Below are 22491 nucleotides of genomic sequence, written 5' to 3'. Positions count from 1 at the left end.
ATGCAGACATTCAACCTGCCCGATTTGGGTGAGGGACTGACCGAGGCGGAGCTCGTCTCGTGGCACGTGGCGGTCGGGGACACCGTGGTGGTGGACCAGCTGATCGCCGAGGTGGAGACCGCCAAGTCCGCGGTGGAGGTGCCGTGCCCGTTTGCCGGGACCGTGGCCGAGCTGTGCGGCGAGCCGGGGCAGACCCTGCTGGTGGGCGCGCCGCTGATCCGCGTGGCCGCCGAGGGAAGTGCCCCCGCCGCGGATACTCACGAACGCGAGGGGGCGCAGAGCTACGCCGAGGAGGAGTTGGCGGGCGTTAAGGCTCCGGCCGAGTCGCCAGCCGACGACGCCGCGGCAGAGTCCGGCTCGGGGAACGTGCTCATCGGCTACGGCACCCCCGGCGGTGCTGGTGCCACGAAGCGCCGTCGGGCGCCCAAGGCCTCCGGCCGCGCGAACGACGCCGTGCCGGCGCCCGCTGCCCCGGCCCAGACCGCCGCGCCAGCTGAGGCCGCCGCTCCGGCCCTCGCCCCGCGCGTGGTCAACCCGATCGTGCGGCGCATGGCGCGCGAGCACGGGGTCGACGTCGCACGACTGCAGGGCACGGGTGAGGACGGCCTGATCCTGCGCGCCGACGTCGAGGCCGCCATCAGCGGCGCGCCAGCCGCTGGGGGCGCCGACGCCGCCCCGCAGGCCGGGGCCACGCCGAGCACTTCCGCCGCGGGCACGGGCGAGCAGGACGCGCGCACCGGCCTGGGTGTTGCCGAGCGCACTCCGGTGCGCGGGGTCCGCAAGGCGATCGCCGACGCCATGACGCGCTCGCGGGATGAGATCCCCGAGGCCACGGTGTGGGTGGACGTGGACGCCACGGCCCTGCTGGAGCTGCGTCAGTCCCTCAAGAATTCCGCAGCGGGCGCACCGGGACTGTTGGCCCTGATGGGTCGGTTCGTGACCGCCGGGCTGGCTAAGTATCCGGAGCTGAACTCGCGGATTGAGCAGGTGGGGGATAGCCAGGAGATCGTGCGCTTCGACGGGGTGAACCTGGGCTTTGCGGCGCAGACGGACCGCGGCCTCGTGGTTCCCGCGGTCGAGCACGCGGAGGCCCTGAGCGCCCGCCAGCTCGACGTGGAGTTGCGTCAGCTCACGGCCAAGGCTCGCGAGGGCAAGTGCTCACCCGCCGAGCTCATGCGGGGGACGTTCACCCTGAACAACTACGGAGTGTTCGGTGTGGACGGTTCCGCGGCGATCATTAACTACCCGGAGGTCGCCATCCTTGGCGTGGGGCGCATCATCGACAAGCCGTGGGTGGTCGATGGCGAGCTGACCGTCCGCAAGGTCACCGTGCTGACCCTCGCGTTCGATCACCGCGTGTGTGACGGCGGCGCGGCCGGCGGGTTCCTGCGGTACATCGCCGACGCGATCGAGAACCCCGGGACGGTACTGGCCGACCTGTGATGTAGTTCACTACCATCGGTGTCATGGCCGGGCAAATCGAAGCTCAGGTCACGGTAGCGTTAAGGCACTCTATGGGCCTTGGGGTTGTGTCGAGCACTCCAGAATGTGCACAATAATGACACACTCCAAGGCCCGTACTTCGGGTTCCTTGAGCAACCGCAGCGCATAGCTTCACCCGCACCGAGCGCCGATGAAGGGAACACACCACATGAATCAGGGCATCAAGCCATTCGCCATTCTCTCGCCGGACCGGGGCACCAAGGATGGACGGCCGCGCCGCAGCGTGGGCCGCCCGGCCGTGATTGATCCGGAGGCGACGGCGGCGTGTGCCCTGCGCCTGTTTGATGAGCATGGCTATGACGCCGTGACCATGGAGCAGGTGGCCAAGGCCGCGGGCATCGGCCGCAAGAGCCTCTACCGGTACTTCGCCTCCAAGGCGGATCTGGTGTGGGGCGGTTCGCTGCCGGTGGCGTCCAAGGCGGTTTCCCTGATCGAAGGCAAGAAGGCGAAGTCCCCCGAGGACGCGTTTGCCACCTTGCGCGAGTACGCTCGCGCCAGCAGCGAGGACCTGGACGCGGAGGTCACGCGCATCCGGCTGCGTTTGACCAACCAGCACCGTGAGCTGGCGGGCTACGGCTACAGCTTCCTGGCCGAGCGCGGCCGAGCCATCGCGGAGTACCTCGAGCGTTCCGGCATCGCGCAGCCGCGAGCCTCCTACCTGGGCGCCGCGGTGATTTCCGCCATCCATGCCGCGTGGGTGCTCTGGGCGCTCTCCGATGATGAGAGCCCGGCCCCGTACTTGGCCGAGGCCGTCGACGTCGTCCTCTAGGCACAATTTTGACGCAGGACTTTGACCTGCAGCGCATCGGTCAGGGGCTCGCCTTCGCAGAGTCCCTGGCCGATCTGCGTCAGGCGCTGACGGGTGCGGGCGCCACCGCCGTGGTGCAAGCGCCGCCGGGCACCGGCAAAACCACCCTCGTTCCGCCGCTCGTGGCGCGCCTGGTCGGGGCGGACGAGCCGGCGTCGCCGCGCGTGATCGTCACGCAGCCCCGGCGCGTCGCCGCCCGCTCGGCCGCGCGCCGGCTGGCCCAGCTGACCGGGACCCGCCTCGGCGAACTGGTGGGCTACACGGTGCGCGGCGAGTCCCGCACCTCGGCGGCCACCCGCGTCGAGTTCGTGACCGCCGGGCTATTGCTGCGCCGCCTCCTCGGCGACCCGGGGCTGGACGGCGTCGGCGCCGTTGTCCTCGACGAGGTCCATGAGCGCGGCCTCGAGACGGACCTGCTGCTGGGCCTTCTGGCGGACGTGCATGAGCTCCGCGGCGACCTCCGCGTGGTGGCCATGTCCGCGACCCTCGACGCGCCGCGCTTCGCCGAGCTCTTGGGCCGGTACGACGGCGGCGGTCCGGCCCCGGTGGTCGACTCGCCCTCCGTTCTGCACGCGTTGGAGGTGCGCTACACGCCCCTGCCCGCGCGCGGGTCCCGTTCCGGTGGCCGAGCCGCGGCACCGGCGTCGTCGTCTGGGCGGTTGGATGAGCGCGGGGTGCGCCCCGAATTTCTCGAGCACGTGGCGGCGACGGCGGCCAGCGCTCACGCCGAAGCCCTGGCGGCCGACGCCGCCGTGGACGCCTTGGTCTTCCTGCCCGGTGCGCGCGAGGTGGACCGGGTGGCCGCCCACCTCGAGCGACTGGCGCCGGGGACCGAGGTGCTGCCGCTCCACGGCCAGCTGGCCGCGGCCGCGCAGGACCGTGCCGTCTCGGGGCGTGAGCCGGGCGGACCGCCGCGCATCGTGGTCTCCACGGCGTTGGCCGAATCCTCACTCACCGTGCCGGGCGTGCGGCTCGTCATTGACGCCGGGCTGGCCCGCGAGCCGCGCCGGGACGCCCGTGGCATGAGCGGACTCGTCACGGTGTCCGCGTCCCGCGCCGCGTGCGAACAGCGTGCCGGACGCGCCGCGCGCCAAGGCCCGGGCACGGTGGTGCGCTGCTTTGAGGAGAAGACGTGGGCCGCGGCCGCGCCCTTTGCCACGGCCGAGGTCCACACCGCGGACCTGACGCAGGCGGCGTTGACGTTAGCCTGCTGGGGATCGCCCCGCGGCGAGGGGCTCCCGCTGCCCGATGCGCTGCCGCCGTCCGCGCTGGCCGACGCCGAGTTGGTGCTGCGCGGGCTCGGGGCCATCACCGAATCGGGCCACGCCACGGAGACGGGTCGCCGCTTAGCGGAGGTGCCCGCGGACCCGCGGCTGGCCCGTGCGCTGTATGACGGCGCGGGGATCGTCGGGGTGCAGCCCGCCGCCGAGGTGGTGGCCCTGCTGGCCGGAGACCTGCGCGGCTACGGGATCGCCCCTGCCGGTGGAGACGTCGCCCGCGCGCTCGCCGCGCTGAGGACCGGGAAAGGCCCCGAGGCCAAGCGCTGGGGCACCGAGGTGCGCCGGTTTGCCGCGCTGGCCGACGGCGTCGTGCCCCAGCGCGTGAACCGGTCGGCGGCGGACGACGCCCGGGCCGTGGGAGTCGTGACGGCGCTGGCCAACCCGGAGTGGATCGCCCGGCGCACGGACGGGCAGGAGTACCTGCTGGCCTCCGGCACCAGGGCCCAGCTGGCCCACGGAAGTGCGCTGTCCGGGCAGCCATGGGTGGCGGCGGCTGAGGTGGCGCGGACGGGCGGTGCCGCGGTGATACGGGCGGGCGCCGCGGTGGATGAGGCCACCGCGCTGGAGGCGGGTGCGCACCTGCTGACGGACTGCGTGGAGGCGGAATTTGTGGGGTCCAAGGTGCGGGCGCGCCGGCAGCGGCGGCTCGGCTCCGTGCTGCTGGAGTCCACGCCCGTCACGCCGCGTCCCGCGGAGGCGGAAGCGGCGGTGCAGCGGGCGTTGCGGGCCGAGGGGCTCGCGGTGCTCGGGCTGTCTCCGGCGGCGCACGCGGTGCGCCAACGCATGGCGTTGCTGCACCGTGAGCTCGGGGAGCCGTGGCCGGACGTGAGTGAGGAGGCCTTGCTGGGCCGTTTGCAGGACTGGCTGGCTCCGGAGATCGGGCGGCTGGCCGGGGGTGCCGCTGCCGGGCAGATCGATCTGGCGGAACCGCTCCGGCGCCTCTTGCCGTGGCCGGACGCGGCCCGGTTTGACGAACTGGTTCCGGAGCGCCTGCGCGTTCCCAGCGGGAACACGGCCCGGGTGACGTACGACGACGGTCAGCCCGTGGTTGCGGTCAAGCTGCAGGAGTGTTACGGCTGGGCCGAGACGCCGCGGCTGGTGGACGGGCGGGTGCCGGTGTTGTTTCACCTGCTCTCGCCCGCCGGACGCCCGCTCGCGGTCACGGCGGATTTGCACTCGTTCTGGGAGGGTCCGTACGCGCAGGTGCGTGCTGAGATGCGGGGGCGCTACCCGAAGCACCCGTGGCCGGAGGATCCGTGGACGGCGCCGGCAACGGCGCGCACGAAAAACCGGATGTAGAGTCCACTAGTTAGACGTTGATAATGCTGCGGGAACTGACACAGAATCCCGATGAATAACCTGCCCCTCTAGGACGTGATGAACGGCTGTGGGCCGGGGGCCAGCAAGCCGTTCCAAGAGCGTTTTCGCGGCGACGACTCCCATGTCGTATGCCGGTTGCGAAATGACAGAGATGGGCGGGGATACCAGCGACGACCACGGCATGTCATCGAACATGAGGAAGGAAACATCGCTGGGAACCGCGCGTCCCAAGCGGCGAAGAGTGGTGAGGACTTCAAGCCCCACCACGGAGTCCGAGGCGATTAACGCCGTCGGCCGTTCGGCGCTGGAGAGCATGCCCTCAACCGCAGCAGCCACGGCGGACGGGGTGTGGGCATTGAGTTGAATCCATGCCGGGTCAACCACAATATTTGCTTCGCGGCAGGCATCCAGAATGCCGCCAAGACGCTCGGCGACGGATGAGTTGGTCAAGGCGAGGTCCGGAGAGTATCCGGAGGTGGGGGCGGTGATTGAAGAGATGAAACCGATGCGCCGATGCCCGAGGCTCACGAGTCCTTGAGTTGCCTGTTGGGCTAGGCCGCGCAGGTTGACCGTCACGGCATCGACGTCCAGGCCTTCGATGAGTCGGTCCAAAAACACCAGAGGCCGCTCGGAGTCGAGAAAGGTCCTGAGATGGTCCGTGCTGGCCGAACTGGCCGGTGAAACAACGAGGCCGTCGACGCGCTTGTCGAGCATGACCCTGACGGCGTCCTGTTCGACGTCGGGGCGCTCGCCGGTGTTGGCGAGCACGACGTCATACCCCTGATCGCGCAGGGTGTCCGACAGTCCTCTGGTGGCCAGGCCGAAGAACGGATTTTCGACATCGCCGATCACGACTCCGATGGTTTGTGAGCGACCTGTATTCATGCTGCGCGCGAGTGCGTTGGGGCGGTACGCCAGGGCGTCGGCGGCGTCGAGTACCTTCTGCCGAACGGCTTCGCTGACCGCTCCGTACCCGCCGAGTGCACGGGCCGCTTGAGCTTTGGACACCTTCGCCGCGCGAGCAACGTCGGCCACGGTGGCCGGGCGTCGTGCCTGTGTTTCGCTCATGAAAATTGTTCTCCGAACCCTTGACGGCGATCTCGCAACGACTGTAGCTTACTTCACATCCTCATGAGACCGGACTCACTCAATAAATGCAAGGGTGAGACCGGACTCACTATCTCGCAGATTGGATCGCACCATGCAGAAGAAGATGATGACTCGGCTGACGGGCGTGTGCGCGGTAACGGCCGCCGCCGCGCTGATGATGACGGGATGTTCCGGCAGTGGAGAGGCAGCCGGAGAGAACCCCTACGACCTCATCGACCCAGGATCAATTCGGGTGGCCAGCATCGGCGACGCGAAGCCGTACACGTACACCGACGCCAACGGCGAATTCACGGGTTTTGACGTTGAGCTCTTTACCGATGTCGCCGGTCGCATCGGGATTGACGATGTCGTGTTCACGGGCCAAGACTTTGCTGCGATCTTGCCTGGCGTAGCCAACGGTCAGTTCGACGTCGGCGCCGCGGCCATCGGCATCACGGACGAGCGTTCGCAAACCGTCGATTTCACCGACGGGTATCTCGCTGGTTATCTGACCGTGCTGACGCCCGAAGGGTCGGAGGTCGAAGACGTGGAGTCCTTGTCGGGGCACCGCCTCGGCGTCGTACAAGGAACTTTGCAAGAGGCCTATGCGGAGAAGAATTTCACCGACACGGATTTGGTGCGCTTCCCGGACAACAACACCGCCGTCAGCGGCATGAACAGCGGATCTGTTGACGCTCACTTCCTCGATTATGAAGCCGCAAAGGACTACATGGAGCAGTACGGCCACGTATCAGCGGCTGATATCCCGTCCTTTGACGCCCCGGCGGGATTTGCCGTCGCGCAGGGAAATGACGAATTCCGTGAAGACCTCAATGAAGCATTGCACGCTGCCATGGAGGACGGGACGTGGAAGGAGCTGTACCAGAAGTGGTTCCCAGGCTCTCCGATGCCCGAACAGTACCTGCCGAGTGACGAGCAGACGGGTGAGTCCGACGAAGCGGGCGCCGAAGGTTAGCCCTTCGCTTCTCCCACTACACCACTGAGAGGAATCAGCTCGTGGATTTTTTTGACAATCTCTCCAGAACCTTTTTGGACTTCGAAGCCATGGGAGAGGTGCTGCCGCAACTGCTGGGCACGGGCCTTGTCAACACCCTAGTGCTGTCCATCGCGGCGACCATCATTGGCATCTTCTTTGGGATGGTGCTGGCCGTCATGGGAATTTCGCCGCTCCGTTGGGTCCGCGCGCCTGCGCGCGTCTACACGGACATTTTCCGTGGTTTGCCAGAAATCTTGACCATTCTCCTGATTGGACAAGGCTTTTACCGGATTAGCTCGGAGCTTTTCGGTCCGTCACCCTATCCGTTGGGAATCATCGCACTGAGCCTCATCTCCAGTGCCTACATTGGCGAAATCTTCCGCTCCGGCATCCAGAGTGTGGAGAAAGGCCAGCTGGAAGCGTGCCGAGCCCTCGGCATGAGCTACGGCCGCGCAATGGCCTTGGTGGTTATTCCTCAGGGCGTGCGACGAGTGTTGCCCGCGCTCGTCAACCAGTTCATCTCCATCGTCAAAGCGTCGTCACTTGTCTACTTCTTGGGGTTGATGGTGGGCGAGCGCGAACTGTTCCGCGTGGGCCAAGACGCGGCTGTATTGACGGGCAATTTGTCTCCCTTGGTGCTGGCGGGAATCTTCTACCTCGCGATTACTGTCCCGCTGACCCACCTCGTGAACTACTTCGATCACAAGTTCAGAACGGGACGTCGGAAGCCCACCGGTCCAACGAGTGGCCTCAAAGAAGTGACCGAACTGGAAGATCGAGAAACGGCAGGTGCCACGCGATGACTGCAGTAGAGACAACCACGCCGGACGCTGTGTATGAGGGCTCAAGCGTAGAACTGCGAGACCTCTCCCTGGCCTACGGAGATGTAGCGGTGGTGCGCGACGTATCGCTGACGGTGGCACCGGGCACGACGACGTGTGTCATCGGGCCCTCGGGGTCCGGCAAGTCCACGTTGTTGCGTGGAATTAACCGGCTGCACGATCCGGCCTCCGGAGACGTGCAGGTGGCTGGCCGGTCAGTTCTGGGGGACAAGCCGGACGACCTGCGGCTGCGCATCGGCATGGTCTTCCAGCACTTCAATCTGTTCCCGGACCACACGGCTTTGGAGAATGTGGCCTTGGCCCCGTGGAAAGTGAAGGGGCTGTCCAAAGCGGAGGCCCGCCGATTGGCCGAGGAGCGGCTCCGCGAAGTCGGCTTGGGCGAACGCATGGATCACCGGCCGCGGGACCTCTCGGGTGGGCAGCAGCAGCGCGTCGCGATTGCACGTGCCTTGGCCATGCGCCCTGAGGTCATGTTGTTCGACGAAGCCACGTCTGCGCTTGACCCGGAACTGGTCAAGGGCGTCTTGCGTCTCATGGCCGAGCTGTGCGAACGCGGCATGACCATGGTGGTCGTGACGCATGAGATGGGATTCGCCCGCAAGGTCGCTGATCAGGTGGTCTTCATGGATGAAGGCGAGGTGGTGGAGTCCGGGACCCCGGAGCAGATTTTCGACCACCCGCGCTCCGCGAGACTGCAGACCTTCCTCTCGGAGGTGCTGTAATGACCCGGATCCGCACGGCCATCATCGGTTTCGGTGTTTCCGGGCGAATTTTTCACGCCCCATTCCTTGCGGCTGATGACCGGTACGAACTCACCCACATCGTCACCTCGAATCCCGAACGTGCGGCTCACGCACGGGCGGAATACCCGGACGCCATGATCGTGGCCCGCCCCGAGGAACTCTTCGCGCGGGCCGAGCACCTAGACCTCGTGGTGATTGGAACCCCGCCCCGGACCCATGCGGAGCTGGCTGCGGAGGCCATCGCCTCCGGGCTGAACGTCGTGGTGGACAAGCCGTTCGTGGTCGGTGCCGAGCAGGGGCGCGTTCTCATGCGGCAGGCCGAGGCTGCTGGGGTGAGTCTGACGGTCTTTCAGAATCGCCGTTGGGATGCGGACTTGCTGACGCTCAAGGCGCTCATAGCCGCGGGCGAACTCGGTGAGCCCTTGGTTTTCGAATCGCGGTTCGAGTGGTGGAAACCCGAAGGAATGCGGGATTGGAAGGGCCGCACCAACGTCGCCGACGGGGGAGGGATCCTCTACGACTTGGGGCCGCACCTCATTGATCAGGCCATCCAGCTCTTCGGCCCCGTTGATTCCGTGCACGGTGAGCTCACCCGGCATCTGGCCTCCGATGACGCGGATGCCGAGGACGACGCCGTCGTCCTGCTCACGCACAGCAGTGGCGTCAGCAGCCGGCTGACCATGAATGCGGTCTCCGTAGCCCCGGGCCCGCGTTTCCACGTGCTCGGCACCGCGGGGACCTACACCAAACGTGGACTGGACCGGCAGGAACCGCAGTTGATCGACGGGGTGCGCCCCGGCGATGCGGGACTCGGCGTCGAACCACCCGAATCGTGGGGCACGCTCACGACACCCACGGGAGCGCGGGAAGTGGAACCGGAGCGCGGCGCGTATGGAGAGTTTTATCGCCTCCTCGCCGAGCACCTCTTGAACGGCGGCCCCGTCCCCGTCGATCCCGCGGAGGCCGTCACCTCCCTCGACATCATCGAACAGATTCACGGCCGTGCGCGGCCGAAGCGAAAGGAACAGCATGACTAACAAGGTGCAGACAGCCGTTGTCCTCGGCGGTGGGGTGATTGGAGTGTCCGCCGCGACGCACTTGGCCCGGGCCGGTGTGCAGGTGACCTTGGTGACCGACGCGGAGCCGGCGTCCGGTGCCTCCGGACGCTCGCTGTCCTGGCTGAACTCGGCCGGCGAACGGTCCAAGCCCTACCACGACCTGCGCATGGCGGGCATCGATCGCTACCGAACGCTCTACGCCCAGGATCCCACCCGGGACTGGCTGCAGTTCGATGGCGCGGTCTACTGGCCGGCCGCTGAGGATGCCGCCGCCGCGAAGGAACGTCATGCCTACGAACTCCGCCACGGGTACGATTCCCGGTACGTGACCGCGGACAATGTGCGTGAGCTGACCACGGATGTGGACCCCCAGGCTATGGTCGCTGACGGCGTTTATAACCCCGGCGAGGGGTGGGTGTCTCTGCCGCATCTCATCGAGTTCCTGTTGGAGGGCTTCACCGCCGCCGGTGGGACGCTGGTGACCGGCGCAGGCCAGTGCCACGTGGTGGTCGACGGCGGACGCGCTACCGGTGTGCGCGCGGCCGACGGCACGGTCTACGCGGGTGAAGCCGTCGTGGTGGCTTGCGGGCCACAGACCCCACAGGTGATCGCCCCGCTCGGGGTGCAGATCGGCGATGCCTCGCCGGTCTCGATGGTCGTCATCTCCGAACCACTGACGTCTCCGGTCACCACCGTGATGAATACTCCGCGTGCCGCCATTCGCCCGAATCCGGGAGGCGCCGTGGCGGTAGATCACGACTGGTACGAGGAGTCGATTATCGAATCCGAGGATGGCTACGAGATCCCGGAGGGCGTCGTGGACGAGCTGATGGAAGAGGCCGCGAGATTGCTGGACGGCGTCGAGGAACTGCCGAAAGCCTCGTGGAAGATCGGCCGCAAGCCGATCCCGGGGGATGGAGAACCAGTGTTCGGCGAACTGGAAGCCGTCCCTGGATGCTACGCCGCCTTCACACACTCGGGTGCCACCCTGGGCCTGCTCGCGGGCGAACTGATCACCTATGAAGTAACCGCTGGTCAGAAGCATCCGATGTTGGAGACGTTCCGTCCCGAACGATTCGGGTAAGTAGAGGGGTGTGAGCGATGCCCCGGATACCGGCGGACCACTGCCGGCGCCCGGGGCATCTGCGCCGCCTACCCGTCGATCAATCCGAGCTCTGCTCTTTACCGGCCTGAGCCGGGGCCGTACCCTCGAACATATAGCCTGAGGCCGGGATCCTTCCCGTCGGGGTGAGGAGGCGGATATGCCGGTGACTAGCGTGGTCACAGATCTGGAGGCGCTGACCTTCACGGTGTCCTCCCGTGTGAATGCGGCGCCCGAGTCCGTGTGGCGGTTGATCGAGGATCCTTCCCTCTTGGAGGGCTGGTGGGGTCCACCAGGCCACCCGGCCGAGTTCAGCGAACACAGCCTGACGCCGGGGGAGCGGTGCCGGTTCACCATCTTCGAACACGGTGTGGTGGCCTCCGGGTGGTGGCGAATCCTTGAAGTGGAGAAGCATCACCGGCTGATCTTTGAGGATGGCCGGGAGCCCGGCCAAGACCTTCCGCGCGGCACCACGCAGATGACCCTGTCCCTCGATGCGCTCCCGGGCAATCAGCCCGGAACCTTGGTCCGCCTGTGCGTGGAGTTTTCCTCCGCCCGCCAGTTGGATGCCATGGCCGAGGCTGATTTCGAGGAGACCCTGTCAGCGTGCGTGGGCCAAATGGATAAGCTGCTCCTCGCGGCTGCGTGAGGCCGCCACGCGGTCACTGGCATCGTCCTGAGTTAGCGGATGTCTGCCGCGTGACGGGCAGGCGGAGTCAGGCGGCGAGGCGGTGGCGCTCCGATTGGAAGCGCTCGGTGGCCTCATGGCAAATATTGGCGATGATGGCTGCCGCGCTGTCCTTCGGGGTGCGGGCGTAGTGCAGGCGCCGGGCCGCGACGGCCAGCCGGTCCGCAGTCTCATTGCCGAGGTCCCCGTTGTGTCCGCGGACCCAGACGAACCGCACGCGAAGATTTTTGGTGAAGTCCCGGATGGAGGTGGCGAGCGCGATCTCCCGGGACGTGGCGCTCTCCGGCAGCCAACCGGGTTCCCGCAGCATGCGGACGGCGATGGCGCAGTCACTGCGCACCCGGAGGCCGCCCGTGCGGAGCGCCTCCCGGCCGAATTGCCGATCCGCCGCCTTGAGGGCCTTCAGGATGCTGTAGAGCTCGGCGGCGCGCACCGTCCGCTGCGTGGACGTGGTGCGGCCCATAACCGGCCGGTACATGGTGGCGGATTCGATGAACCAGCCGTGCCCCGACGTCGTAGTCCGCCCGCACGAGGCGTCGGTTGAAATCTTGATTTCACCGAGGTGGGCGATGCCCTCTTGGGTGAGGGCCTCCGCCGCGGCCGCACGAACGGCGGAGGGCGCGGCCGCACTAGAGACGGGTATACCGAGCTCCGCGAGGGCATCGTGAACCCCGCAGGAGGCGCTGGTGGTCAGCGGGCGATGAACCGAATAGTCCACCCCCACGCCGAGGTCTATCACCGCAATCGCGAGCTGGCGCTGGAGCTCCTGATCCACCGCGTCCTGCAGGGCGGTCCCGGTGAGCCGCGGCGCACCCTTGAGATCTACCGGATCAAAGTTCCCCGTCAGGCGCTCGACGACGGCGTCCCCGTGAAACTTCACGGCGGACCAGCAGAGGAAGCCGAAACGTTTGGACGCGTCCACCGTGATGCCCGTGCGGTGGCCGGTGTGGGGTTCTACCTTGGTCAAGCGCAGCTTCGGCGCGCTGGGCTTGGGTATGAACTTTTTCCACTCCATCGGCACTCCCCACGTTGGTCGATCACAGTAGCGTGTTGCTCATAGTGTGAAGAGTACGCCCGGGCACCCACACTTTGGGAGGCCACAGCGTCATCTTGCCCAACCTCTTCGGCAACGCACAGGCTGCGGACAGATCCGCCGGCTCAGCACACGCTTACTCGTCCAGCCACTGGAGCGTGCGGCCGCCGCCGAGCAGGCGCACCACCTGGCTCAATCCGTCCACGGTGGGCTTGGGGCGTCCGGAGAGCTGTTCAATGTCCACGTCCCGCAGGCTCACCGAATGCGGGGCCCAGTGGGCGTCCCGCAACACGTCGGCCTCGGGTAGGCGGGCCGCCAACTGCTCATCGAGGGCCATGGGCGAACCCGGATGATCCGGGGCCCAGGTCACGGGCGGGTTGGTGAACTCGTTCGCCTTGTTGGCCCAGGTGAAGACGCGGGGGCGCAGGCCCAACGCGGCGAGCCGGCGGATCGGGGCTAGTGCTTCCTCCGGGAGCCGGGCGGCGTCGGACCCGTGGTCACCCTGCCCGGCCCGCAGGGCCGTGCCGTCCAGGTCCGTGATGTAGAGGACGACGCCGTCCCGCGCCGTGATGCGCGCGCTGTCCGCGATGATGCGCACGTGCTGATTGAGCCGAATAATGCCGCGCTCCGCGTAGTCGGCCAGCGTGGCGAGCCACGCGGAGTCGCCGGTGAGGACCGTGGGCTCCCAGAAACTCAGGCAGGGCACAGTGGCGGTGCGGCGGACCTCGGCGAGGGCCTGATCCGTGGGGCGCTCGGGGTCCTCGATGAAGCGGTGGAAGAGCGCGGCGGCCAACTCCGTGGGATGCCCGCCGGAGTCTTTCAGGAGCGCCGGCAGGACGTCGGAATCCAGCAACGGCGCCAAGGAGATGGTGTGCTCGGGGAACTCTCGCTCGATCTCCGCCAGATTCCACGTGGGGTGCCGGTACGTGCCGTCCGGCTGGAGGTAGCGCCCCTCGCTACGCGCGCGGTACTCGCCGGCCACGAGGCTCCAGAAGAGAAAGCGGATGGCCGGGTTGCGCCGGCGCAGATCGTCGAGTCGGTTCAGGTAGCGCTCCAGCATCTGAGCGTCATGCTCCGGCGTGATGAGAGCGGCGTCCACGGAGGCGTGTGCCTCGGGGTGGGCCGGGTCGGTCAGGACGCGGTTGCCGATCCGGAAACCGGGCACCATGAGCAGGCATTCCTGCCCTGGCCGGGTGACTGCGTCGTCCTCAAAGAACGGGTGGAGCAGGGAGAGCGCCAGCCGGGCGTGGAACTGGAGGGGCCGGCGGGGCGCCGGTGTGGCGCCCATGTCGATGGCGCGCTGGAAGTGCACCAGGTGGGAGTTTCCGGCCAAGGTCAGCGGTGCACGGTGCATCGGGGACAATCCGTTCGGGGAGCGTTCAGGAGAGGCCAGTTTAGGGCCGCTGGCCGGACGCACGCTGGGAGTGCGCACGGGTCAGGTGGCCCGCCACGCGCCTAGGCCGGGACCGACTCGTTCGGCGCGATCCCATAGATCAGCGCCATGATGAGGAATGGCAGAAAGATGATGATCAGCAGAATCCAGGCGATCATCGTGAGCGAGTTGAGGATGACCCCGGCGAGGGCGGGGCCGCGGCCGGCGGGCTCCTGCACTAAGCCGAGGATTCCGAAGGCAAGGCCCACCATCGGAATCAGAATCGTGAAGCCAAGCAGAATAGAGACCAGCCCCAGCACCAACGAGGTGATGCTGGCGCCCTTGCGCTCGGCGACAACCACCGTGGGGACCTGCTCAGGCACAGTCATGACTCCATAGTATGGGCCCGGACCATGGCGCCTGACTGGCGCGCATGAAATTATGCGTGTCAGAGACCTACGGTGTGGACAGCGCCGCGGCCCGGCCCTGAGATGAGGAGAAGCATGGAAACGATCGACAAGGTGTTTGTGGTGACCGGCGGTGGAGCGGGCATCGGACGCGAGGTAGTGTTCCAGCTCCTCGGCAAGAACGCGCGGGTTGCCGCCGTTGACCTCAACGAGGCCGCACTGGAGGAAACCGTGCGCTTGGCCAATGCCGGAGACAAGCTCTCCACTCACGCCCTCAACATCACTGACCGCGAGGCCGTCGAAGCCCTACCGGCCCAAGTGAAGCAGATTCACGGGCAGGTGAATGGCCTCATCAACGTGGCCGGGATCATTCACGATTTCAAGCCGATCTCCGAACTGGACCGCTCCGCGATCGAGCGCGTGATGAACGTGAACTTCTGGGGCACGGTCAACACCACCACAGCGTTCCTGCCGGACCTGATGGCCGGACCGCCGGCAACGCTGATGAACGTTGCCAGCATGGGCAGCCTCATTCCGTTCCCGGGTCAGAGCGCCTACGGCGCCTCCAAAGCGGCGGTGAAGTTGTTCACCGAAGGGCTGATCGCTGAGCACCAGGGAACCAAGCTGGCCGTGTCCGTGGTGTTCCCCGGGGCCATTGAAACGGAGATTTCCAAGAACTCCGGCGCCCAGATGCGGGAACGATCGGTACCCGAGGAAATCCCCGCGGGCAAGAAGCGGAAGAAGGCCAAGAAGCCCGCCAAGCACCAGATGACGAGCGCCTACGACGCCGCGGCGGAGATGGTCCGGGCCATCGAGGGCAACAAGCAACGCGTGCTCATCGGCAAAGACGCCGTGATGATGGACCGCATGGCCCGCATCATGCCCTCCAGGGCCATCACTATCATCGCCAAGAAGATGGCGGGCATGGCTCAGTAGCCTGCGCTACTCCTGCGGGTTGGGGTACTGCACCACGTTGGAGAACACCGCGGTGCGGGTGCCCGTGTTCCGGTAGCCGTGGGCGACGTCGGCCGGGTGCGTGGCCGCGTCACCGGCCTTCAGAACGAATTCCTGATCGAGGACGCTGAGGGTCAGTTCGCCTGAGGCCACGTGCACGAGCTCTCGTGTGCCGCCAGGGTGAGGTTGGCCGAGGTAGCCTTCGCCGGGGGACATGCGGAACTCCCAGAGCTCCGCGATGTTCGTCCCGGGCAGAGACCCCGCAAGGTGCGCCGAGCCGCCGTCGTTCCCTTCCCACAAGCGCGGTCCCTGACCAGCCCTGACCACCTGAATCTGTTCGCTGGGGCCCGTCTCCACGAGGGAGACGAAGGCGACGCCGAGCGCGTCGCTGATCGAGGACAGCACGGCGATGGAGGGGTTGGCCTGCCCTTGCTCGATGGTCACCAGCGTCCGGCGACTCACGCCGGAGCGGGCCGCCAAATCGTCCAGCGTCCAGGCCCGCTTACCGCGCAACGCGCGCACGCGCTGGCCGATCAGTGCGGCGATGTCCTGATTCTCGGTCACGTAGATCCTCGTCGGTGGCGGGCACGGGGTGAAGATCAGTCTAACGGGGTGGGCCGGAGATCACGGGGGCCGGGCGCCCACCGGACGCCTCACCCTGTGATGCACCGCATGATGCAGTATTCTGCACGCTACGGTACGGTGGGGCGGTGACCAGCTACCGCGACCTTTTCCGAACCCCAGGCGTCTTCCGGATTGTGATCTCCCAGCTGATCGCGCGGTTCCCGGCCGGCATGCTCGCGCTGGCCGCGCTGATCCACATCGAGCACCAGCACGCCTCCTATACCGCCGCAGGCCTCGTCCTCGCCGCGCTCGCCATCGGCCAGGCAGTCGCCGGGCCGTTGACCAGCCGTATCTTCGAGCGGTTCGGTATGTTCCGCGTGGTAGGCGTGACCCTGACCATTTCCGCGCTGGCCACCGTCTCCCTGGCCATCCCGAACCTCTCCGTGCCGCTCTACACCGTGATCGCCTTCATCGCCGGCGTCTCCACGCCCCCGATCCAGCCCGCGGCCCGGTCCCTCTACCCGTCCATGGTGCCGCCCGCCCAACGCACCGCCTTGTTCTCCTTTGACGCCTCCGTGCAGGAGGTCATCTGGATCATCGGGCCGGTCATGGTCACGTTCCTCTCCTTGAACGTGCACAGCGCTCTCGGCATCCTCGCCGCCGCCGCGCTGCTGGCCGCCGGCGGCGTCTGGTTCCTCGCCTCGCCGCAGGTGGTGCGCGCCCGCCCGGAGGCGCCGAGCGGCAAGCTCGGCGCCGTGCTCAGCTCCCACGCGCTGCTCATGGTGCTCGCCATCGGATTCGTCATCTCCGCCGCGACCGCCATGCTGGAGGCCGCCACGGTGGCCACCTTTGGTGAGGGAGGCATTCAAGCCGGCCTCATCCTGGCGGTGCTCTGCTGCGCCTCGCTGGTGGCCGGGTTCGCCGTCGGGCAGCGCGAGCTTACTCGCTGGTCCCTGGTCCGCCGGCTGGGGCTCGTCGGCATTGGCCTCGCGTTGGCCTCCGTCAGCACCGACTTCTGGTGGGTGCTCGCCTCCGGCGTCATCGCCGGCGCGGGCATCGCCCCGGTCATTGCAGCCATCACCCACATGACCTCCAACGCCGTGGCCGCCGGCGACGTGGCCGAGGCCTTCGGCTGGTCCACCACCGCCCAGTTCGTCGGGATCGCCGGCGGCTCCGCGCTCGCCGGCGTCCTGATCGACCTGTTCGGTGGTCAGATGGCCTTGTCCATGGGCGCCATGCTGACCTTCGCGGGCGTCGCGCTCGCCGCCCTCGTGGGGCGGGGACAGCCGCCCGCGCGCAACGCTCGCACGGGCCGGCCGCGGCGCGTGTGGCGCGTCGCTCGCCTGCGCGCCTGACGGTCGCTCTGGCTCGGCCGCCCCGGGCACGACGGCGGCGGGCTGCCCGTGCCTGCACGGCGTGAGCGGGTGCGCCACTGCCCAAGTTGAATTCGGCGACGTAGGCTGGGCGGATGGACGTCATTCTCATCCCCGGTTTTTGGCTTAGCGGCGACTCCTGGAATGCCGCCACCGGCGGCCTCGAAGCGAGCGGTCATCGCTGCCTCGCCATGACGCTGCCGGGCAAGGAATCGCCCATCGCGTCCCGTCATGGGATTGGACTGCGCACCCATATTGACGCCGTCGTCGACGTCCTCGACTCCGTGGATGGCCCCGTGAGCCTCGTGGGGCATTCCGGCGGAGCCGTGATCGTCCAAGGAGCCGCTGAGGCCCGCCCGGAGAAGGTCGGCCGGGTGATCTACGTGGACGCGATCCCGCTGCCCGACGGCGGGGTGATCAATGACGAACTGCCCGCCAGCGGCTGCTCGCTGCCGCTGCCGGCATGGGACGTCTTCGAAGAGGCCGATCTGCGGGACCTGACCCCCGAACTCCGCGACCAGTTCCGGCTGATGGCCGTTCCCGAGCCCGCGCTCGTCGCGACCGAGCCGGTGGCGGTGTCCAACCCGGCCCGCCTCGGCATCGAATCCCACGTGATCGCCTGCGAATTCACGGAAGAACAGATCCGGAGTTGGATGGAGGCCGGGGTGCCGGAGACGGCGGAGCTCGCCCAGCTCGATGACCTGGCGATTCACGAGCTGCCCACCGGGCACTGGCCGCAGCTGACGCGCCCGGCCGAGCTGGGGGACCTGCTGGCCCGCATCGTCGGGACGAAGGCTTAAGGTATTCCTGAGTAGTCGTTAACCTCGCGTCCACCGGACGGTCGAGAGCTACTGGTCAACTCTTCAGGTACTTCACAGCCCACCTGAGGACAGCATGACTAACCCATCTCAACGCGGCGCGGCCTTCGCCGCGCGCCGCCCGCTGGCCTGCCTGACGGCAGCCGCCGTGCTGGCAGGCACCGCGATCATCGACCCCGCCGCGGCCAGCGCGGCACCGCAGCCGCCGGCCGTCTTCGTCTCGGAGATCATGGCCAACAACTCCGGCGCGGACTACCTCGAGTATTTTGAGGTCACCAACACCACGGACGAGCCGCTCGATCTGGCCGCCGCCGGCATTTCCTTCTCCTACACCTACACGGACGGCGTGGCCGCTGACGGGGACAACCCGCTGAGCATCGTCGAGGACGACGCCGTCACGAGCAAGAACGTGGTCCTCGCCGCGGGCGAATCCCACGTCTTCTGGCTCTCCACCACCGATGCGAGCCGGAACGCGAGCGTCGCCGACTTCAAGGCCGCCACGGGGGCGAGCGAATCCACGCGCGTCTCCCGCATCACGGGCCAAGGAGCCTTCGCCAATGGGGGCGATCGCGGCATCCGCATTACGGATCCCTCCGGCGTGCTCGGCTGGTCCTACTACCCGGCCGGATCCGTGGGCGACGATCTCTCCGTGGACTTCCAGATTCCCGCGGCGACCGGCCACGCAGCGAGCGTCCTCGCCACCCTGGCGCCCATGACCCCCGGCACCGTGACCGATCAGGCGCTGGTGCCGGCGGAGCCGGAACCCGAAGGACCGGGCGACGTCTCGGGGCTGGAGCCTGACGAGTCCGTGGTCACGGCGCCCCTGCAGATCACCGAGGTGCTGCCGGATAGCACCAACGTGGGCGGAGCGGACGGTTACGAGTTCGTGGAGGTCTATAACGCCAGCTCCCAGCCGGTGGACTTTTCCGACTACGCGCTGACGTACCTCTACCCCAAGGATTTCGAGACCAACACCAACGAGGCCCTCTGGCCGGTGGCCCCCGCCGACGTGACCATTGGCGCCGGCCAAACGCTGGTTGCGTGGATCAAGAACGGCAGCAATGATGCGCTGACCGCAGAGGACTTCAACGCCCACTTCGGTGCGGACCTGACCGCCGGCGAGAACCTCGTCGAGATCCACCAAGGCGGCCTCTCCAATGGGGGCGCCCGCGGGGTCGCCCTGCGCACCAACACCGGCCATGGCATCAACCGGGCCTACTACAACATGACCGAGGCCGATGACACGGCCGCGGACCAAGGCATCCGGTACACCGGCAGCGACGACGTGGCGCTGCAGGACCTGCTGGACACCCAGCCCGCCAGCCCCGGCCGCGTCCAAACGGACCAGGTCCCCGGCGGTCTCATGGTCGTCGCGGAGGACCAATCCGCCCCGGAGGTCGCCGACCACACCGTGGACACCATCGACCCGGCCGAGGACTTCGTGGTCGACTTGTCCATCACGGACGACGTGCAGGTCAAGACCGTCACGCTCAACCTCCACAACGACGTCGACACTGAGCCGATCCAGCTGAACATGCTCGCCTCCGGGGAAGACGGCTACTCCTCTACGGTGGCCTCGGCCGACCTGCGGGGCAAGCAGTGGTACGAGTACACGGTGACCGTCTCCGACGGCACGCGGCAGATCACCACCGAGCCCCGCCGCGTCGCGATCGACGGCGCTGAGACGGACCCCGTGCGCCTTAACGTCGACGACGGGCAGTATGTTGGCGGCACCACGACGGTGTCCGCAGCGGGGGAGGAGTACCCGTCACCGATTGAGCTGAGCATCGACGGCACCGGCGTCGAGACCCGCGCCTCGCTGGAATCCGAGCCGTACTTCGTCTTTGAGGTTTCGCAGACCGACTACTACTTCCGCAACGGGGTGCGGATCGGGGACGAGACGCTGCACATCTTCCTCGAGGGCACCTACGCGAACACGGAAACGATGGCGGTGCCGGTGGGCCTCGAGCACGTCGAACAGGGCGAAGACCTCACCGTGAGCGTGTGGGCCGGCACCAAGGCCGGGCCGTGGATTGACGAGGACGAGAACAACGACGACTTCGTCATCTCCGGGATGCGCCTGGTGCTGCCGGACGGGCGCACCCTGCGTCCAGCGGGCTACGAGGACCCGAGCGAGCTCATCAAGATGGGCGACAGCGCGGGCAAGCACGACTTCTTTGACTCCACGTTCACGCTGCCCGACGACGCCTTCGCGGCCCAGGCGCACGACTGGGAGACCACGAACGCGGAGGACGGAACGCACATCGTTTCCGCCACCGACGGCGAGGCCACGGCCGAGGCGGCGGTGACCGTGGACAACACGGCGCCCAGCATCGAGCCCACGGTGGCCGACGGCGAGACCTACCAGGGTGAGATCGTGCTGGACGCCGAGGTCTCCGACGCGGGCTCCGGCGTGGCGGACACCGTCCTGACGTTTGACGGGCAGGTCATCGAGCCCGGCACCGCCACCTCCTCGGTGGAGCTGGAGGCCGGCGAGCACACGCTGACGGTCACCGCGGAGGACGCGGTGGGCAACAGCGCGGAGAAGACCATCACGTTTACCACCCCGGTGGAGGCGCCGACCGCCTCAGACCTGGCCCCGCAGGACGGCGCCGAGGTCCGTGGCGAAGCAGAGCTCTCCGCCACGGTGACCGATCCCAGCGGCGACGCGCTGGACGTGTCCTTCCGGCGCGGCCACCGGTTCGACCTGGCCGAGGGCGAGGTGGACGCGCTGGCCGGCACCACCGGTTCCTCCGACGCCACGGACCGCGCGGGCGAGGTCGTCGACGGCACGGCGCTCACGACCGACGTCGGACTGGCACCGGTGACCAGCACCGATGCGCTGCCGTTCTACCAGTTCGAGGTCCCGGTCCCGGCCGACGCGGGCGACGACGCGACAGCCCGCCTGACGTGGACTGGCGAGTCCGAGGCCGGGGCGGAACTGATCTTGTACGCCCTCACGGCCGACGGCTCCGAATGGACCGAGGTGACCCGCACGGTGGGCGACGGCGGCGCCGTCGAACTCTCCGGGACCGTGGACGCGGCCCGCGCGGCGGATGGCACCATCACGGCCTTGGTGCAGCATACGGAAGGCTTCGCGGGTGAGAACCACACGAGCCGCGAATCCACTGTGGAGAAGAACCACCCGGAGGACACCGAGCGCAGCGAGTACGACTTCTCCATCGCCTGGGAGTCGGACACGCAGTACTACCACCAGACGCCGGAGTACTTCGAGCACCAGCAAGCCATCCACGACTTTGTCCTGGACCAGCGCGAAGAACAGAACATCCAGTACCTGATCCACACCGGGGACATCGTCAACAACTGGGATCAGCAGTACCAGTGGGACGCGGCGGATCCGGAATATCAGCGGCTGGATGACGCGGGCATGCCCTACGGTGTGCTGGCGGGTAACCACGACGTCGGCGGTATTTTGGCCGATTATGGTGCGTACTCGCAGTACTTTGGCGAGGAGCGCTATGCGGGCAACCCGTGGTACGGCGGCAGCCATCAAGACAACCGCGGCCACTATGACCTCATCACCGCCGGCGGCGTCGACTTCCTGATGCTCTACATGGGCTGGGACCCGCAGGACGAGCAGATCGAGTGGATGAATGAGGTCCTGGCGCAGTATCCCGAGCGCGTGGCCGTGATTAACCTGCACGAGTTCATGCTGACCACGGGTGGGCTGGGGCCCATCCCGCAGCGGATCCTCGATGAGGTCGTCGAGCCGAACCCGAACGTCCGCGTGGTCACCTCCGGGCATTATCACGATGCGTTCAAGCGCGAATTCGAGTACGACGACGACGGCGACGGCGTCATGGACCGCACGGCGACCGCCATGCTGTTCGACTACCAGGGGCTGGAACAGGGTGGCCTGGGCTACCTGCGCTTGCTGCAGTTCGACAACCTGGGAGAGCAAATGCGGGTGCGGACCTTCAGCCCGTCGCTGGCGAAGTACAACTCCGAGGATCCCTCCCTCATGGGGCCGGAGACGGACCCCTACATGTACCAGGACTTCACGCTCGGCTATGAGCAGTTGGGCATTGAGGTGGTGGAGAAGTCGCTGACCACCACGGGCTTCACCGTGGAAATCCTCACGAGCGTCGAACTCGGCGCCCAGCAGGACGTAGCGAGCGGATCCACCGTGGCCGTCACCGCGGACTTCGGCGAGCCGGGCACCTATGGCTGGTACGTGCGCACCTCCGATCCCCACGGCGGCGTCGACACCTCCGCTGTGCAGGACATCGTCATCGGCGATGATCATCCCGGGAACGGGAACGGGAACGGGAACGGGAACGGGAACGGGAACGGGAACGGGAACGGGAACGGGAACGGGAACGGGAACGGGAACGGGAACGGGAACGGGAACGGGAACGGGAACGGGAACGGGAACGGGAACGGGAACGGGAACGGGAACGGGAACGGGAACGGGAACGGGAACGGGAACGGGAAGCCGGGCAAGGGCCAAGGCAATACGAATGGCCACGGCAACGGGCAGCCAGGGTTCTGGGACTGGCTCCCGTGGAACCGCTAGGCG

General features: G+C 67.4%; 18 protein-coding genes. 13 read left to right on the top strand and 5 right to left on the bottom strand.

The window, feature by feature from the left end:
* From IW252_RS04375 to IW252_RS04365, 3 genes are all read left to right on the top strand, one after another.
* Positions 1–1443 carry a dihydrolipoamide acetyltransferase family protein gene (locus IW252_RS04375; RefSeq protein WP_196835445.1) on the top strand — a complete coding sequence of 481 codons (1443 nt, stop codon included), beginning with the start codon at positions 1–3 and terminating at the stop codon, positions 1441–1443.
* Between the two features lie 208 nt (positions 1444–1651).
* Positions 1652–2272, top strand: coding sequence for a TetR family transcriptional regulator (locus IW252_RS04370; RefSeq protein ID WP_196835444.1), 621 nt, complete (start codon positions 1652–1654; stop codon positions 2270–2272).
* An 8-nt stretch (positions 2273–2280) separates the two neighbouring features.
* On the top strand, positions 2281–4890 hold the full coding sequence (locus tag IW252_RS04365; protein WP_231365899.1) for an ATP-dependent RNA helicase: 2610 nt from the start codon (positions 2281–2283) through the stop codon (positions 4888–4890).
* A gap of 6 nt (positions 4891–4896) precedes the next feature.
* Here IW252_RS04365 and IW252_RS04360 read toward each other — a convergent pair whose 3' ends face one another.
* Positions 4897–5979, bottom strand: a complete 1083-nt coding sequence (locus tag IW252_RS04360; RefSeq protein WP_196835443.1) for a LacI family DNA-binding transcriptional regulator — start codon at positions 5977–5979, stop codon at positions 4897–4899.
* Between the two features lie 133 nt (positions 5980–6112).
* On the opposite strand from IW252_RS04360, the gene IW252_RS04355 reads away from it, so the two are divergent.
* The 6 genes from IW252_RS04355 (at position 6113) to IW252_RS04330 (ending at position 11391) form a co-directional block, all read left to right on the top strand.
* Positions 6113–6976 carry an ABC transporter substrate-binding protein gene (locus tag IW252_RS04355; protein ID WP_196835442.1) on the top strand — a complete coding sequence of 288 codons (864 nt, stop codon included), beginning with the start codon at positions 6113–6115 and terminating at the stop codon, positions 6974–6976.
* 89 nt (positions 6977–7065) lie between these two features.
* On the top strand, positions 7066–7800 hold the full coding sequence (locus IW252_RS04350) for an amino acid ABC transporter permease (RefSeq protein ID WP_231366236.1): 735 nt from the start codon (positions 7066–7068) through the stop codon (positions 7798–7800).
* Positions 7797–8561 (top strand): amino acid ABC transporter ATP-binding protein, encoded by a 765-nt coding sequence (locus tag IW252_RS04345; RefSeq protein WP_196835440.1) that lies wholly within the window; start codon positions 7797–7799, stop codon positions 8559–8561. The genes IW252_RS04350 and IW252_RS04345 overlap by 4 nt, the downstream gene beginning before the upstream one ends.
* Positions 8561–9619: a Gfo/Idh/MocA family protein gene (locus IW252_RS04340; RefSeq protein ID WP_196835439.1), complete on the top strand. Its 1059-nt coding sequence runs from the start codon at positions 8561–8563 to the stop codon at positions 9617–9619. The genes IW252_RS04345 and IW252_RS04340 overlap by 1 nt, the downstream gene beginning before the upstream one ends.
* Positions 9612–10724: an NAD(P)/FAD-dependent oxidoreductase gene (locus IW252_RS04335; RefSeq protein WP_196835438.1), complete on the top strand. Its 1113-nt coding sequence runs from the start codon at positions 9612–9614 to the stop codon at positions 10722–10724. The genes IW252_RS04340 and IW252_RS04335 overlap by 8 nt, the downstream gene beginning before the upstream one ends.
* A gap of 178 nt (positions 10725–10902) precedes the next feature.
* The gene (locus IW252_RS04330) at positions 10903–11391 is read left to right on the top strand and encodes an SRPBCC family protein (protein ID WP_196835437.1); all 489 of its coding nucleotides are present in this window, start codon (positions 10903–10905) and stop codon (positions 11389–11391) included.
* 67 nt (positions 11392–11458) lie between these two features.
* On the opposite strand, the gene IW252_RS04325 is transcribed toward IW252_RS04330, so the two are convergent.
* From IW252_RS04325 to IW252_RS04315, 3 genes are all read right to left on the bottom strand, one after another.
* Positions 11459–12445, bottom strand: a complete 987-nt coding sequence (locus IW252_RS04325) for a ribonuclease HI (protein ID WP_196835436.1) — start codon at positions 12443–12445, stop codon at positions 11459–11461.
* 154 nt (positions 12446–12599) lie between these two features.
* Entirely contained in the window at positions 12600–13817 is a 1218-nt protein-coding gene (locus IW252_RS04320) for a hypothetical protein (protein ID WP_196835435.1), read from the bottom strand.
* A gap of 101 nt (positions 13818–13918) precedes the next feature.
* On the bottom strand, positions 13919–14224 hold the full coding sequence (locus tag IW252_RS04315) for a hypothetical protein (protein ID WP_196835434.1): 306 nt from the start codon (positions 14222–14224) through the stop codon (positions 13919–13921).
* Between the two features lie 114 nt (positions 14225–14338).
* Here IW252_RS04315 and IW252_RS04310 point away from each other — a divergent pair, with 114 nt between their 5' ends.
* On the top strand, positions 14339–15178 hold the full coding sequence (locus tag IW252_RS04310) for an SDR family NAD(P)-dependent oxidoreductase (RefSeq protein WP_196835433.1): 840 nt from the start codon (positions 14339–14341) through the stop codon (positions 15176–15178).
* 6 nt (positions 15179–15184) lie between these two features.
* Here the strand turns inward: IW252_RS04310 and IW252_RS04305 are convergent, their stop codons facing one another.
* Positions 15185–15760, bottom strand: coding sequence for a helix-turn-helix domain-containing protein (locus tag IW252_RS04305; RefSeq protein ID WP_196835432.1), 576 nt, complete (start codon positions 15758–15760; stop codon positions 15185–15187).
* 146 nt (positions 15761–15906) lie between these two features.
* Here IW252_RS04305 and IW252_RS04300 point away from each other — a divergent pair, with 146 nt between their 5' ends.
* The 3 genes from IW252_RS04300 (at position 15907) to IW252_RS04290 (ending at position 22488) form a co-directional block, all read left to right on the top strand.
* Positions 15907–17115 (top strand): MFS transporter, encoded by a 1209-nt coding sequence (locus IW252_RS04300; protein ID WP_196835431.1) that lies wholly within the window; start codon positions 15907–15909, stop codon positions 17113–17115.
* Between the two features lie 113 nt (positions 17116–17228).
* Entirely contained in the window at positions 17229–17933 is a 705-nt protein-coding gene (locus IW252_RS04295; RefSeq protein WP_196835430.1) for an alpha/beta fold hydrolase, read from the top strand.
* Positions 17934–18027: 94 nt separating this feature from the next.
* Positions 18028–22488 carry a lamin tail domain-containing protein gene (locus tag IW252_RS04290; RefSeq protein ID WP_196835429.1) on the top strand — a complete coding sequence of 1487 codons (4461 nt, stop codon included), beginning with the start codon at positions 18028–18030 and terminating at the stop codon, positions 22486–22488.
* The last annotated feature ends 3 nt before the right edge of the window (positions 22489–22491 follow it).

Origin of the sequence: Zhihengliuella flava (assembly GCF_015751895.1) — a bacterium.
In the GTDB taxonomy this organism is placed as follows: domain Bacteria; phylum Actinomycetota; class Actinomycetes; order Actinomycetales; family Micrococcaceae; genus Zhihengliuella; species Zhihengliuella flava.
This window is presented reverse-complemented; position numbering and strand designations above follow the sequence as displayed.

Coding starts and splice junctions, on each gene's coding strand:
- IW252_RS04375 (WP_196835445.1), top strand. CDS start 1: ATGCAGACATTCAACCTGCCCGATTTGGGTGAGGGACTGACCGAGGCG.
- IW252_RS04370 (WP_196835444.1), top strand. CDS start 1,652: ATGAATCAGGGCATCAAGCCATTCGCCATTCTCTCGCCGGACCGGGGC.
- IW252_RS04360 (WP_196835443.1), bottom strand. CDS start 5,979: ATGAGCGAAACACAGGCACGACGCCCGGCCACCGTGGCCGACGTTGCT.
- IW252_RS04355 (WP_196835442.1), top strand. CDS start 6,113: ATGCAGAAGAAGATGATGACTCGGCTGACGGGCGTGTGCGCGGTAACG.
- IW252_RS04350 (WP_231366236.1), top strand. CDS start 7,066: ATGGGAGAGGTGCTGCCGCAACTGCTGGGCACGGGCCTTGTCAACACC.
- IW252_RS04345 (WP_196835440.1), top strand. CDS start 7,797: ATGACTGCAGTAGAGACAACCACGCCGGACGCTGTGTATGAGGGCTCA.
- IW252_RS04340 (WP_196835439.1), top strand. CDS start 8,561: ATGACCCGGATCCGCACGGCCATCATCGGTTTCGGTGTTTCCGGGCGA.
- IW252_RS04335 (WP_196835438.1), top strand. CDS start 9,612: ATGACTAACAAGGTGCAGACAGCCGTTGTCCTCGGCGGTGGGGTGATT.
- IW252_RS04330 (WP_196835437.1), top strand. CDS start 10,903: ATGCCGGTGACTAGCGTGGTCACAGATCTGGAGGCGCTGACCTTCACG.
- IW252_RS04325 (WP_196835436.1), bottom strand. CDS start 12,445: ATGGAGTGGAAAAAGTTCATACCCAAGCCCAGCGCGCCGAAGCTGCGC.
- IW252_RS04320 (WP_196835435.1), bottom strand. CDS start 13,817: ATGCACCGTGCACCGCTGACCTTGGCCGGAAACTCCCACCTGGTGCAC.
- IW252_RS04315 (WP_196835434.1), bottom strand. CDS start 14,224: ATGACTGTGCCTGAGCAGGTCCCCACGGTGGTTGTCGCCGAGCGCAAG.
- IW252_RS04310 (WP_196835433.1), top strand. CDS start 14,339: ATGGAAACGATCGACAAGGTGTTTGTGGTGACCGGCGGTGGAGCGGGC.
- IW252_RS04295 (WP_196835430.1), top strand. CDS start 17,229: ATGGACGTCATTCTCATCCCCGGTTTTTGGCTTAGCGGCGACTCCTGG.
- IW252_RS04290 (WP_196835429.1), top strand. CDS start 18,028: ATGACTAACCCATCTCAACGCGGCGCGGCCTTCGCCGCGCGCCGCCCG.